Consider the following 14,871-nt stretch of genomic DNA (forward strand, 5'->3'; position numbering starts at 1 on the left):
ACCTTATTATACTAATCAAATCATTTAAGACGAAAAAGGAATGGTAGCTATGTTTGCAATGATCGATTTAAGTGGGGCTTGGAAGCTTCAATTGGACGAAGAGAAGCGAGGTTTACAGCTTCCTTTCAACGATGTAATTTCACTGCCAGGTACAACCTCGCATGCTCAAAAAGGCAAGAAAAACGAAAATATAGAGCTCGGCTGTTTGACCGATGAATATAAATTTGAAGGATACGCCTGGTTTTCCAGAGAGATTGATATTGCGGATGAGATGTCCGGTAAAAACTTTTTTCTATATCTAGAAAGAACCAGAGTAACGACAGTTTGGATCGATGATAAAGAAGTGGGAACACAGAACAGTCTTAATACTCCTCATGTCTATGATGTCACCAGCTGTCTAACAAGGGGCAAGCATACCGTAACGATACGCGTCGATAATACAAGCTATCCAACAAGAGGTGGCCATTTAACATCGCCCGATACCCAGACAAACTGGAATGGCATTACAGGGAAAATGGAGCTTCAGGTGTTTAATAAGGCGTATTTAACGGATGTTCAAGTTTACCCGAATCTGGAACAAAAATCTGTTTTCATTAAAGCTAAAGCTGTTGGCGCTGACAGTGGCAAATTATCCGTATCGGCAGCAAGCTTTAACGGCAAAACGGAGCATCTAGCAGAAGAAAAGCAATATAGCTTTGATTCAAATGAAATTGCTATTCATTATTCGTTAGGCAAAAGCGCTTTACTTTGGTGTGAGTATGAACCGAATTTGTACAAGCTGAGCTTGAGCCTGACGATCGATGGCTCAATGGTTGATACTCATGAGGCCGTGTTTGGCTTGCGCGAGTTTAAGGCAGAGGGACTTAAGTTTACGATAAACGGCAGCAAAACCTTCCTTCGCGGCAAGCATGATGGGTTGATCTTCCCGCTTACCGGCTTTGCTCCAACAACGGTTGAAGAGTGGCTGACGGTCATGCAAACGTCGAAATCGTATGGCATCAATCATTATCGTTTCCATACCTGCTGTCCACCGGAAGCTGCTTTTATTGCTGCTGATATGCTTGGCATATACATGCAGCCGGAGCTGCCATTCTGGGGAACTTTTACAGATGAAACAGATCCGAATCATAACCCGGCTGAACAACAATTCATTATTAACGAGGGCTTCGCTATGCTGAAAGCGTTCGGCAATCATCCTTCGTTTGTCATGATGTCACTTGGCAATGAGCTCTGGGGAAGCAAGACAGGTTTAGATGCCGTTCTAAAAGCGTACAAACAGTTTGATAGCCGTCATCTGTATGCGCAGGGCTGTAATAATTTTCAGTTTTATCCGGATATTTTGGAGCATGATGATTTCTTCTGTGGCGTTCGTTTCTCAAAGGATCGTCTTATAAGAGGCTCCTACGCGATGTGTGATGCCCCGCTTGGTCATGTGCAAACCGATATGCCAAGTACGATGAAAGACTATGATGAACATATTGTTCCATCATTAGCTGAGGCTGGCGACGAGTCACTCTCGCATACGAGCGGCACGATTGAAATTCAGTTCGGGACAGAAGCGAAAACGGTGGAAACAACGGGTCATGATGATCAAATCATTCCGGATGTTCCGGTCATCTCGCATGAAATTGGCCAATATCAAACGTATCCGGATTTCAATGAAATCAAAAAATATAAAGGTTCGTTAAAAGCGAAAAACTTCGAAGTGTTTAAACAGCGTCTTGAAGAAAAAGGGCTGAGCCATCTAGCAGAGAAATATTTCAAATGTTCTGGCGAGCTTGCCGTTGCCAGCTACAAAGAAGAGTTGGAAGCTGCTTTCCGTTCGAGAAAGCTCGGAGGATTTCAAATATTAGATTTGCAGGATTTCAGTGGCCAGGGAACGGCTTTAGTTGGCGTATTAGATGCGTTTATGGATTCCAAAGGTATCGTAACAGAAGAGAAATGGCGCAGCTTTTGCTCGGATGCCGTCCTCATGGCTAGGTTTGAGAAATATAATTATGTGGCAGAAGAAAGCTTTCATGCACATGTCGAATTAAGCTATTACAGAAATATCCCGCTGCCAGGCATGAAGCTGTTATGGGAATTAAAAGATAGTCAAACGGTATATGCGAATGGAGAGGCTATCGCAGCGAACATAGAGGGCAACAATTATATTGATATATGTGATATTCATGTAAAAATGCCAGACGTATCCGCTATGAAAAAACTGACGCTCGCAATTCAAATCGAGGGCATGGATGTTGAAAACAGCTATGACGTATGGGTGTATCCAAAAGATATTACGATTAACAAAACAGGTTTACATATAGTAGACAGCTTATCGGAAGAAGCAGTTTCTTTGCTGGAAAACGGAGAAAATGTATTGCTTATTCCGAAGCTCGATCGTTTAGACAGATCGATTGAAGGCTTTTATTGTACGGACTTCTGGTGCTACCCTATGTTCCGGTCCATCTCGGAGAGTATGAATAAGGAAGTGCCAGTAGGTACAATGGGGCTGCTCATAGATGCTAATCATCCCGTGCTCAAACACTTTCCGAGCGAGCAATATTCAACCTATCAATGGTGGAATATCGTATCCAACTCACGTTCCATTATACTGGATGGAACACCGAAGGAATTTAGCCCGATCGTTCAGACCATTGACAATTTCGAACGAAATCATAAGCTGGGCATGATGTTTGAATGTCAGGTTGCCCAAGGAAAGCTGCTCGTTTGCGCTTGCGACTTTGATAAAGTGATCGATATGCCGGAAGGAAAGCAGTTCTTATCCAGCATTATCAGCTATATGAAATCTGAGGAATTTGATCCAAAGGCTGCAATGAGTGTTTCTGAACTTAAAGCGCTTCTGTAATAAAAACGAAAGCCTGGTCCGTTGTGGAGCCAGGCTTTTTATAACCTCTTTATTTAATAACTTCCTTCACAGACGCCAGCTCATAGGTAATGATCTCGCTGTCTAGAATAGGCGATTCTTTAGGCGATTCCGAGGAATCGGTTTCTGGGCGTTGGTGAGCTGCTTTAAAGGCATCGCTACTTCGCCAAGCCGTAAAGTCCTCCATTGTTTCCCAGTACATATTTACGTTCAATTCATCATGCTCGGTTAAGTTTTGGGCTAATAATATTTCTACCTTCACGAAACCTTGAGTGGAGTCTAAGTGATCCGATGCAGTAAAGCCGGGGGCCATTGCAGCGCCCATTCCTTTTTTGACTTTAATTCTGTTCGTTACGATGATCATGAATCCCAGCTCCTTTTTTTGCATATTTGAATTGAAATTTCACAATCGTCGAAACCTATAAGAGCTATTTCCAGTATAAACCTTTTGGATAATGAAGTAAAAATCTTGACTTCTCAATTCGTTGTAACTATAATGATTACATCGAGAGGGTGAGCGCGATGAAAATTAGCAGCAGATTCTCCATAGCTGTTCATATTCTATCGTTATTAGATATCAGCAAGGGTGCGCATAGTACCTCAGAATGGATTGCGGGCAGCGTTAATACAAATCCGGTTATTATTCGGAGGCTATTAGGGCAGCTTAAAAAAGCAGGCTTGGTGAGTGTCCGTTCGGGAACTGGCGGTGCTTATTTGTTGAAAGACCTAGCTGAAGTCACGCTCTTAGATGTTTACCGAGCGGTAGATGTGGTCGAAGAAGGCCGGCTATTTCATATCCATGAAGAACCTAACCCTCAATGTCCTGTTGGCGCTAATATTCAAGCTGTTTTGCAATTGATATTAAACCGCGCTCAAGATGCGATGGAGAACATTTTAGCCAATATTACGATGAAAGAATTAGTTGCCGAATTATCATTAGCTTCAAACTAAGATAATTCTTTTTTTTGAACTAGTTGTAATATTGTAAGTTACAACATTACAACGAAATCCATTGTTGAATAACCTGTTTTGAAAAACTTACAAAATGGGTATCATAATAAAAATTTTAGGAGGAAGTCCAAATGAAAATTGGAATTATTGGTGCTACAGGAAAAGCGGGAAATCTGATTATGAAAGAAGCTTTAAGCAGAGGTCATGAAGTAACGGCTATTGTTAGAAATGCTTCAAAAATGACAGATCTAGATGCAAAAATTTTGGAAAAGGATATTTTTGAATTAACCTCCGTTGATTTATCTCCATTCGATGTCGTAGTGAATGCGTTCGGTGCCGCTCCAGGCACAGAGCAACAACATGTTGAAGCAGGAAAAGGTTTAATCGAGACGATTAAAGGTACTCCCGATACCCGGCTGATTGTAGTTGGCGGAGCAGGCAGTTTATACGTCGATGAAGCGAAAACGTTGCGTGTTATGGATACGCCTGATTTTCCGAAAGAGTACTTGGCTACTGCTCAAAACCAAGGCAAAAATTTCGAAGACTTGCAGAATGCTTCTGGTATTAAGTGGACGTTCATCAGCCCATCTGCATTTTTCGACCCAGAAGGCAAAAGAACGGGTACTTATCAGAAGGGCGAAGATAATCTGCTTGTAAACAGCAAAGGGCAAAGCTATCTCAGCTATGCAGACTTTGCTATCGCTGTAGTGGATGAGATTGAGAACCCGCATCATATCAATAAACGATTTACGCTTGTCTCGGAAAACTAAGCTTATAAGATGACAGAAGGACAGAGCAGATGTTATAGTCTGCTCTGTCCTTTTCGTATTCCAGCAAGAAATAACTAGGTCAGCTTCAATACATCTAGCATCCGCATCACCATAACCGCGGCTTGTGCCTTAGTCACCTTAGACAGAGGGTCTAATAAAGTAGGTGAAACGCCCAGCATAATTTGCTGTTCTGTCATGAAAGCAACCGATGCTTGCGCATAAGATGAAATCTTAGCGCGATCCTTGAATCGATCAAGAACTGCGATATCTGCATGATTCGTCTTGCCTGCATACTTCATTGCGTTAGCTAAGATGACGGATATGTCCTGTCGGGTGATTAAGCCGTTCGGATTGAATGTATTTTCGGTCGTTCCATTGATTAGTCCCAGCTTCTTCGCTGCTGCAATATCTCCTGCGAACTTGGATTTTACATCCACATCCTTGAACGGATTGCTCACATTGTCTGGCACAATGCCAAGTCCCTTGACGATCATGGAAATAAATTCGGCGCGCGTGATCGTACTGTTTGCTCCAAACCGGTCTGCCGACTCCCCAGATATAATCAGCTTCGCAGCTGCCCGCTCTATATCTTTCCTAGCCCATTCGATGGTCGCATCCTTGAAATTGAAGCTAGTCTCAACAATAGTGTAGATACTGTTGCCCTTTCTTATCAATTCCGCTGTTACCGTTCCGTCTGCGTTGGTAGTGAAACGAGTAGGAACCGAACGGAATTCATTGGATTCAGGCACATACACAACGCCGGTTGCCCGGTTTAGGTTGATGTCATTAGCGCTTAAGGTGAACATACGGCTAAGCATCCCTTGACCCCAATTCGTAACTTCCACATAAGTTTTGTCAGAAGTGAGCTGTTCAACCTTAAAGTCGAGCGGCGGGGCAAGTACTTTCAATTCATTAGCTTGCGCTGACCCATTGATCTGGTCAATAATGCTTGAGGCAGGTGCTGCAATCGAGATTTTTATGTCTGCAGAAAGAGGAATGGTGTGAATCGGGATCATATAGGATATACCATTCCAGTCAACGGTTAATACCGCTTGCTCTCCTTTTTTCGCAATTGCTTCCATGACTGCTTTAGACACGAGGATGTCAACTTGCTTCGCATCATTGCCCGCTATAATAATAAATGCAGCGGAATTAGAAGCTTCAATGGTCTTTATTGCAGCGTCCGTTTGTACGGTGAATGTCCATTTGCCTCCGTCTTTCGCAATGCTTGTATCAAGCTCATCCTTCTCCTTGGTTGGCGATTGCGGTGTTATTCCACCTGGAGATGATGGTCCCGAGGAGGAAGTGGTAGCCGCAATTAATACCTGACTTGCAGCGGATACTTTCAGCACTTGCTCTTTGTCCTTCACGATGGCCAGCACATGAATCTTGTAATCCGTATTGGATGTAAGGGAGCTTGCTGTAAAATTCGTTTCGTTCGTATAGCCTGCGTATTGATTATTCACATATACTTCATACCCCGTCGCCCCTGCAGCTGCGTCCCACTGCATCTGCAGCGTATTCTCGCTCCGAGAACCAAGCACGAGATTGGAAGGCGCGGATTGAGCGGATGGATTCACGGAGCCGTTAAACGGCAAATCCTGAGCCAATTGGGTGGATAGTGTTCGGTTGCGGTCGCCGCTAATATCCCAGCTCATCACACCAGCTAGATCCATGGATTTGACGAATGAAGCGTTGTACATCATAGAGGTCTGGTCATTGTAGGTAATAAAGGTTTGGTTATCGCTGTTGTACAAATAAGCAGCTTTCGATGCTTCATTCCAGTAGCGGACATAACCATTTTTGTTTACAAAGTTATCTTCCAGATCAGAGTAATCGAAAATACCCTTCTCCCAGCTCCCCGCTGGAATATCGGTACAGGTCTCGTATTCACCATTAGCAGGACAGCCGCTCCAGCCTTTGCCGTAGAACGGAATACCTAGCACAAGCTTATGGGCAGGCACTCCGCCATTCAAATGGCCGATCGCTCCGCCGCTTGCATTGTTGCGAGGCGCAGTGTCTCTTGGATGATTCTTATCCGCGTAAAGCGGCGCATTATGGTGAGCGAGCAGCTCCCAGCTTCCGCTGTAGTCATAGGTCATAATGTTGATGAAATCCAAGTAGCTGGAGGAATGAGCAAGGTCTGCATTGACGACAAAATTATCTCCCTGACCGGAAGCGATCGTCAGCAAATAATATTTGCCGTCCTCGGAGCCTGCTGCATCTAAAGCTTCACGTACGGTTCTCATCGCAAGGGTGAAATTCTCCTTATCCTCTGGACGATGTACGTTATAGGTTTCCCCACCCTCTACCGGATACTCCCAATCGATGTCTATTCCATCCAGCTTATATTCGCGAAGGAATTTAACGACGGAATTAGCGAACATCCGGCGAGTTTCTTCAGTAGCCGCCATATTCGAGAAGTTTTTGGACCATGACCACCCGCCAACCGAAATCATCAGCTGTAAGTGTGGATTATTTTGTTTGATTGTTGCAAAAGCACTGAAATTACTTAAATCGAATTCTGGATCGCCAATGACCATTTCGCCGTCATAAACATAACCCGATTGCAGAGGGATTTTCTCGTTCGTACAAGCTGCTGGGCCTGTTCCGTACTTTTTCCAGCATAGATCAGAGAAAGCGTAATTAATATGAGTCACTTGTGAAACATCGATATCTGTTGGTTTGAAACGGCGTCCGGTCTCAGAAGCAGACCATGAGCTGTAGTAGGTGACGATGTTATAATCACTGCCTGGCACAACGGTAATGCCGCTGCTCTTAGCGGATACCCATCGATTGTTTTTGGCGATGATAGCAAAGGAATAGGATTGGCCTTCCTTCAGGCCTGTTGCTTCATATCGGTTCGAATCGCTGGAGCCAATCTGTTCACCATCTCGATAAATCGCATAGCTGGTGGCGCCTGGAGTAGGGGCCCAGCCGAGCGCAGCAGTTGTCCGATTCGCCGTCACGACCTGGACATCTCTTGGAGCAGCCAGTTGTCCCCAAGTGATCGAAACAACATTGCTGTCCGCAGATACCTGCTTGCTCTTGGAATTTTGTGCTCCAACTTTGAAATTGATCGAACCTGCTGCGGCTTGCTCTTCAGAAATGGCATAAGTGATCGTATTGGAACCGTCCCAAACGCCAGCTTTCCATTTATCATTTACGTAGAAGTCATAGCCGTCTGCACCGGGACTTTCTGTCCAGCCGAAGCTGATGCTGTTATCTGTAACGGTTGTTACTTTTAAATTTTGCGGAGGGGTTAATGGAGGTTCCTCGTACTGGCTCAGATCTTCTGTCGTAGTGAAAGTGACCAGGTTACTTTTTTGCTCAGGTGTAAGTTTGTCGTATTGGATACCGTCTGGACCTACATAAAAGGTATAAGTGGTTGTTGGCGATAAACCGCCAACGGTTTGTGCCCCATCATTCGCCCAAGTAATATATTTATTATTCTCATCCCAAATCCAATAATGGTTGATGCCTGGAGCGGGATTCCATTCCAATGAGACCGTATTATGAGTCACATCCACTACATGCAAGTTTGTAGCTCCAACATTAGCAGACGGGTCTGCTTGTTCAGGTGCGGCATTGTCTGCGGCATAGGACAAAGAAGCATGAAAGAGAGGGCTGAGCATGAGAATAAAGCTTAGAAACACAATATAAATTTTCAAATCTTTCTTCCGAACAAATAAATCCACCTTATCACCTCTATTATTATTTTCGAACAGGTCCGCATTCCAATTCATGCAAATGTCTGGGTGTCGATGTTAGATCGTGATGGTATGATCGGTCTGGAAGTAAAAGCCTCTATTAACCAGCACCTCCCCTACGATAAATGTAAAGGTATTGTGTAGCTTCTATAATCATGAGTCGAACAGTGTGAGAAGGGAAGGGGTATATTTCCATTTCATAGGGGGTAAAATTTGACCATAGACCCATCTAAGCGGATATATATTGAATAGCGGACTGAGAAAACAACTAGTTGACTGCGATCATTTGTGGTAAGATGACATAGGACAATTGACCGATCACAATCAATATCAGAAGCAGGGAACGAAAGTACGCCCTGCTTCTTTTTATTTGGAGTCGATACATGCTATAAAAAGCAAAAGGAGAACTAGAATGCCTGCTATTATTGCTAAACCACTTGATCAAGAAATGCAGACCGAGCTAAGTGAATTAACATCCGGTTATCATGCAGGGGAATTGAGCAGCAAGGAGAAATCGGAGTTACCGGAAGAGATTTATATCATTGAAGCCGAGGATACGATGGTCGGGTACGGCGTTGTATGGGAATATGGCAATGGGAAGCAGTTAATCCAGAAGGCGGAAAAGGATTATTTCAGCGCGGATGAGAAATATTTGGAAACTGACTTCTATATCGATATTAAGAACAAAAAAGATTTTATTTTTATAGAAGTACTCGATGTATTAAAGGATTTCGAAGGCAAGGGCTACGGCGCATTTTTTATTAATTGGCTCAAAGCGAAATACCCGAATAAAAAGATGTATGTTTATTCATTGGAAAAATCAAAAAACTTTTGGTATAAGCAAGGCTTTGAGGTGCTTGGGAATACCGTGTGGATGACCTTTAATTAGGAGCATTCGCAGCATGCGTGGTCAATTAGGAAATGCAGTTTTGAACATGAAGGAGACAAAATGAATTTTAACGATTTAAACATTAAACCAGCGATTCTAAAAGCGCTTAGCAAAGAGAACTATACGGCGCCGACACCCATACAGGAACAGGCGATTCCAGCTGTACTGGCCGGTAGAGATTTATTCGGATGTGCTCAAACCGGAACAGGAAAGACTGCCGCGTTTGCCGTGCCGATTGTTCAACTATTGAGTGAACAGCAAAGCAGCCCCCAGAAGGTGCGCCGCATTCGTTCCTTGATATTAACACCAACCAGAGAGCTGGCTCTCCAGATTTCTGATAACATACAAGCTTACAGTCAATTTACGCAATTGCGCAGCTTGGCTATCGTGGGCGGCGTTTCCCAGAAGGGACAAGAGCGTTCCCTTGAGCAAGGCGCAGATATTATTATTGCTACTCCGGGCAGACTGATTGATCTAATGAATCAGAAGCTTGTTGATTTACAACATGTACAAATACTTGTGCTTGATGAAGCAGACAGAATGCTGGATATGGGCTTTATCCGCGATGTGAAGAAGCTCATTGCCAAAATGCCCGGCAAAAAACAAACACTATTTTTCTCTGCTACAATGCCGCCGGAAATATCCAAGCTCGTCAAAGCGCTGCTTGTTAATCCAGTGAAAGTGGAAATTACACCTGCATCTTCTACAGTGGACAGAATAAAGCAATCACTATATTATGTAGAAAAAGCAAATAAGCAAAGCTTATTGAATGATCTTTTGCGGGATCCATCCATTGTGTCGGCACTTGTATTTACCCGTACCAAGCATGGAGCAGATCGTGTCGTGCGCGGATTGACCAAAGTGAATATTTCCGCTCAGGCCATTCATGGCAATAAATCTCAAAATGCACGCCAAAATGCACTGAATAATTTCAAGAGCGGTGCAACAAGGGTGCTGGTTGCAACGGATATCGCAGCCAGGGGAATCGATATTGACGAGCTCTCGCATGTGATCAACTTCAACCTTCCTAATATCCCAGAAACCTACGTTCATCGCATTGGAAGAACCGGTAGAGCAGGGCTAAGCGGAATTGCAATCTCCTTCTGTGAGACGGAAGAAATTCCGTATTTGAAGGATATTGAGAAAAAGATCAAAAAATCGATTCCCATCGTAACGGAACATTCTGATCCGCTGCTAATAAGCTAAGATTACGTTTAATTGCTAAGCAATAATGAAATAAATAAACCTAGGGGTGATCGTCTGAGAAAGCAAAAGCCAATGTCATTTGACGACTTATTGAAAGAACTGCAAGGACAGAAATCGATTCAAGAGGATCCAGACCATATTTCATTAGAGAAATTGTTTAATGAATCGTTCATGAGCAAGCATTCCAGCTTGCAAAGCTTTGGTGCGTTTCTGGAGAAGGGCAACTTCCAAGTACAGACAAGAGAAGATATTCAGGACATTCCTGACGAACTCTTCGATCGTCATGTGGCTAGGGAAACGGATTTCACAACTTGGGAATCCATGCTGGATACTGCGACTAAGGAATATGAGGGTAAATAAATATTAGCTGCGGCAATGAAGAAGGAATGGCCTCTCGTTAGAGGTCATTCCTTTTTTTTTGTTTCGTGCTCCGCTCCGCGTGTTTAAAGTAGTGAAACGGGGGTGGAATCATGTACGGACGAGAAAGAAACTTCATTTGGCGCAGTGTAGGATTGCTATTGCTACTGCTTTGCGTTTCCGCCATCATGGTGACGGCATCTAACCGCAGTTCCTCTGATGGGCTAATCATCATTGCGCATCGCGGGGCTTCAGGCCATGCTCCCGAGAATACGATGGCAGCCTTCGAGGAGGCTGAGCGTCTTGGAGCCGAATTTATCGAATTCGATATCCAGATGAGCAAGGACGGAAAGCTTGTCGTCATCCACGACGATACAGTAGACAGAACGACGAATTATAAGGGAAATGTAGACAGCTATACATTGGAGGAGCTTCAAGAAATGGACGCGAGCAGCGGCTCTGGTTCTGTCTCCGGCTCCGATGCTAAGGAAGAAACCCTATTATCCTTTCAAGAAGTGATGGACCGATTTGTTGGAAAAATGGGCATGCTTGTTGAAATTAAGGATTCACCGAATTATCCAGGAATTGAAGAGAAAGTAGCTGAAATCGTGCGGCAGTACGAGCTGCAGCAAGATCATACAAGCTTCGGGGAAGCAGGCGGATTACGGAGTATCGAGGAATTCAAGAACAGCACAGGTCTCATTATTCAGTCCTACAGCTTCGAATCTACGCACCGCATTCACACCCTGCTGCCGAATATACCTATCGTTGCCCTTATTCAGGAGGATCAGCATCCTTTATCAGATGAAACATTGGACGTGCTCACTTCTTATGTGACGTATATTAACTACCCACACAATCTGCTTGACGAGGAGATCATAAGGAAGATTCATGCTCGCAACCGAAAAGTGATGGCGTGGACGATTCAAACGGACCAGGAATGGGAGCGGGTGAAGAAGCTTGGGGTTGATGGAGTGGTTACGGATTATCCGGGATAAGTTCCGATCATCATACATTGAAAGTAGCTGCTCACTCTCGTTAAGTCTATTCATTTTGATTTTTTGTTGATACTTATGTATTAGAATTGCTAAGAAGGGCTATAGTCCTTCTTATTTTGGCTGGATAATGAAGAAAAGTTCTATTTTTTTGCAATTTTATTGTCGAATAAGAAGGAAATTGATGAGATATTGTCGAATTATCTCAGGAAAATTTTACACTTTATTTTTGATAGGGAGTGGTCGAGGGAAATAGCAAGTTCCAGTTAGTAAGCGAAAAGGATGAATAGGCTTTTTATTAAAAGGGGATGAAGCATTTGGCAAAAGGAAAAGCAAGAAACAAAAGAACGGCAATCATGTTATGCTTTATGATCTTATGTTTATACTGTATGCCTATACTACAGTATAAGAATATAGCATTTGCAGCGAGCGGGCTATTTGATCTTAATACGGCCGTGAAATTCAAAGCACTCACACCCTCTGGTGAATTATCAAGAAGTATTGTTTCTTTATCCAATGGAGACAGCGGCGTGCTGTCCAAAAATGGCACAATATACTCCTATAAAGTGTTAGACCACTCAGGGAACATGGTATTCGAGAAAAATATTAGTTCAATAATGGGAACAAGAGAAGTTATGACTGTTAAAGCATATCCTATGGGCCAGGGGAAAACGATTATTACCTGGGAGGGTAGCTCTAACGGGTGTGATAACAATACGAATAGTATGTTTCAGTTTATTATATTGGATGCGAATGGCAAAGTAGTGAAAGGTATAACGAATATCAGTACCCAAACTGCTAATTATAATTGTTATACGAATGCTGCTGAGCTCTCTAACGGCAACATCGCTTTTATTTGGCAGCATGCGGGCGATGAATACTACATGCGAATTTTTGATGCTTCAGGAAACTCCGTAACTTTACCTCAATCTATCGATAAAACAGGAACGAGAGAAGCTCTTGCTTCCTACGATTCGACATATACCCATGCCATAGCTGCAAATCGTGATGGTACATTCATGGTTGTATATAACACATATAACAGTAATTATTATTATGGTGTTGTATATCAAAACGACGGTACTCAGAAAACGGTTAATGGGAATAATCATTTCAAGCTTTCAAGCAATTCGAAAACAGGTTCGGCTCAAAATCAAGTCATCAGCCTAAACAATAATAACTATGCTGTTTTGTACAATACGACTACAGGCTGGCGAGTCAGCTTTTTTCAAAGCGATGGAACTGCAACAGGAAATGATATTACGAGCGGATTGCTGTACGGTACTTTAGCACCGTCTATATTCAGCCTGAGTAATGGCGGCTTTGTTGCTGTTAGCCTTAATTTTGATGATGGTGTCAATAGATATGCAGAGGACAAACATTATCAAAATGACGGTACGGTTATCGAAAACTGGAAGCTAATAGATAACGATGCTACGAATCCAACGAACTATTTCAAAGGATATAACAGTGGATTTGGTATGTACAATGGAAAGACAGGCAATCTTGTGCTTCATGGGATTACGGTACCGCAGATCAGTGTTGCTGTAACCTATGATGCAGGAGCGCACGGAACGATCAGCGCAACGAGTGAAACGGTTGTTGTAGGCGGGCATCCAGCAGCTGTTCCGACTGTAACACCAGATAATGAGTATACGTTCACAGGCTGGAGTTCGGATGGAGGACTAACGTTGTTGAGCAATGTTCAAGTTGCCGCAACGACAGTGACTGCCCCGATTACGTATACAGCGCATTATACGAAGATTATCAGCAATGTAACCTCAAATTATTCAGCCAATGTAACAAATGACCTACATTATACTAGACCGTTTACTCCAGGGGATCATACGCAAACCAATGCAGATTGGTCGGCAACTTGGTTTACAAACGATATTCTTGCAGCGAATACGAGAGCAAACTCGGGAAGCTACAATTATGTAACCGTGAATTTAACTCCGGCAGTTACGGGAAGTTATACGATAACGATTGATTCAGCTACGGGGTTGCTAACGGGTAATAAAAGCGATACACAAGTATGGCTATACAAAAATCCCTTCGATCCTACTCATCCGCTAGTCAATGTATTGGCTGTCAATGAGGATATTCTATTTTTGGGTCCAAGCGGTACAGAAATAGATGGCAACTGGTTATCCAAAATTTCGAATGTTCATTTAGACGCTGGAAACGTCTATGTCTTTGTTATCACAACATATTCAGCTGGTGTAACCGGATCTGTCGATTTTAGCATAACCGGGCCAGGAAGCGTCGCTGCGAGTGGAAACACATTAGACGATATAGAGATAGCATCCTTTGATCTGCTTGCCGACATCCATGCAGGAACGGCTGGATCAGCTCTACATGGTGATGCTGCAGCTGTAAAAGCGGCACTGCCAACAACGGTAAAAGCAAATAATAATACGGTAACCGTACCTGTCAGCAGTTGGGTGGATACGGATGCGTACAATCCGAGTGCAGCAGGAAGCTACACCTTTACAGCGGTGCTAGGAGCAATTCCTACAGGCTATTTAAACACAGGAAATTATACAGCAACTGTTGAGGTAATTGTTACGGCATCTACGGTACCATTAGCGCCAAACGTATCAGCTAACGATATTGCAAACCTCATTGTTGGATTGGATTCGACGATGGAGTTTAAAGTAGACGGCGGAAGCTATGTGAAATATGACGGAACGAATGCGCCGGATTTATCAGGAGCGCATACGGTGCTAGTGCGTGTGGCAGCGGATGATGCAGCTGGAACACCAGCAGGCTTGGAAACGACGCTGACATTCACGCCAAATCCGCCAGCGCCAGGGGCGCCAGATGTAACGGCTAACGATGCAGCGAACACAATTGTTGGACTAGATTCGACGATGGAGTTCAAAGTAGACGGAGGCAGTTATGTGAAGTATGACGGAACAAATGCGCCAAACTTGGCAGGCTCACACACGGTACTTGTACGTGTAGCTGCAGATGATGCAACCGGAACACCAGCGGGAGCAGAAACGACGTTGACGTTCACGCCGAATCCGCCAGCACCAGCAGCGCCAAACGTATCGGCTAACGATGCAGCGAACACAATTGTTGGACTAGATTCGACGATGGAGTTCAAAGTAGACGGCGG

General features: G+C 43.7%; 9 protein-coding genes and 1 pseudogene. 8 read left to right on the forward strand and 2 right to left on the reverse strand.

Annotated features, from left to right (window positions below; translation table 11 throughout):
- The first annotated feature begins 49 nt into the window (after nucleotides 1-49).
- Nucleotides 50-2,851: a glycoside hydrolase family 2 TIM barrel-domain containing protein gene (locus CEF13_RS04395; RefSeq protein ID WP_102709599.1), complete on the forward strand. Its 2,802-nt coding sequence runs from the start codon at nucleotides 50-52 to the stop codon at nucleotides 2,849-2,851.
- Nucleotides 2,852-2,900: 49 nt separating this feature from the next.
- Here CEF13_RS04395 and CEF13_RS04400 read toward each other — a convergent pair whose 3' ends face one another.
- Complete coding sequence (locus CEF13_RS04400; protein WP_102709600.1) at nucleotides 2,901-3,233, reverse strand: heme oxygenase; 333 nt, start codon at nucleotides 3,231-3,233, stop codon at nucleotides 2,901-2,903.
- Nucleotides 3,234-3,391: 158 nt separating this feature from the next.
- Here CEF13_RS04400 and CEF13_RS04405 point away from each other — a divergent pair, with 158 nt between their 5' ends.
- Together CEF13_RS04405 and CEF13_RS04410 are read left to right on the forward strand one after the other, a co-directional pair.
- Nucleotides 3,392-3,820 (forward strand): Rrf2 family transcriptional regulator, encoded by a 429-nt coding sequence (locus tag CEF13_RS04405; RefSeq protein WP_102709601.1) that lies wholly within the window; start codon nucleotides 3,392-3,394, stop codon nucleotides 3,818-3,820.
- 131 nt (nucleotides 3,821-3,951) lie between these two features.
- Entirely contained in the window at nucleotides 3,952-4,590 is a 639-nt protein-coding gene (locus CEF13_RS04410; RefSeq protein ID WP_102709602.1) for an NAD(P)-dependent oxidoreductase, read from the forward strand.
- 74 nt (nucleotides 4,591-4,664) lie between these two features.
- On the opposite strand, the gene CEF13_RS04415 is transcribed toward CEF13_RS04410, so the two are convergent.
- The gene (locus CEF13_RS04415; RefSeq protein WP_244917043.1) at nucleotides 4,665-8,288 is read right to left on the reverse strand and encodes a glycosyl hydrolase family 18 protein; all 3,624 of its coding nucleotides are present in this window, start codon (nucleotides 8,286-8,288) and stop codon (nucleotides 4,665-4,667) included.
- Between the two features lie 424 nt (nucleotides 8,289-8,712).
- Here CEF13_RS04415 and CEF13_RS04420 point away from each other — a divergent pair, with 424 nt between their 5' ends.
- The 5 genes and pseudogenes from CEF13_RS04420 to CEF13_RS28690 form a co-directional block, all read left to right on the forward strand.
- A complete protein-coding gene (locus CEF13_RS04420; RefSeq protein WP_102709604.1) occupies nucleotides 8,713-9,189 on the forward strand; it encodes a GNAT family N-acetyltransferase in 477 nt (158 codons plus the stop codon).
- Nucleotides 9,190-9,249: 60 nt separating this feature from the next.
- Nucleotides 9,250-10,392, forward strand: a pseudogene (locus CEF13_RS04425) (DEAD/DEAH box helicase); the annotation flags it as partial.
- A 75-nt stretch (nucleotides 10,393-10,467) separates the two neighbouring features.
- Complete coding sequence (locus CEF13_RS04430) at nucleotides 10,468-10,755, forward strand: hypothetical protein (RefSeq protein ID WP_102709606.1); 288 nt, start codon at nucleotides 10,468-10,470, stop codon at nucleotides 10,753-10,755.
- A gap of 110 nt (nucleotides 10,756-10,865) precedes the next feature.
- Complete coding sequence (locus CEF13_RS04435) at nucleotides 10,866-11,750, forward strand: glycerophosphodiester phosphodiesterase (RefSeq protein ID WP_102709607.1); 885 nt, start codon at nucleotides 10,866-10,868, stop codon at nucleotides 11,748-11,750.
- 314 nt (nucleotides 11,751-12,064) lie between these two features.
- Nucleotides 12,065-14,871, forward strand: a 2,807-nt coding sequence (locus tag CEF13_RS28690; protein WP_211297035.1) for an InlB B-repeat-containing protein, incomplete at its 3' end; no start/stop codon positions are given.

Origin of the sequence: Paenibacillus castaneae, from assembly GCF_002884445.1 — a bacterium.
Classification (GTDB): Bacteria; Bacillota; Bacilli; order Paenibacillales; family Paenibacillaceae; genus Pristimantibacillus; species Pristimantibacillus castaneae.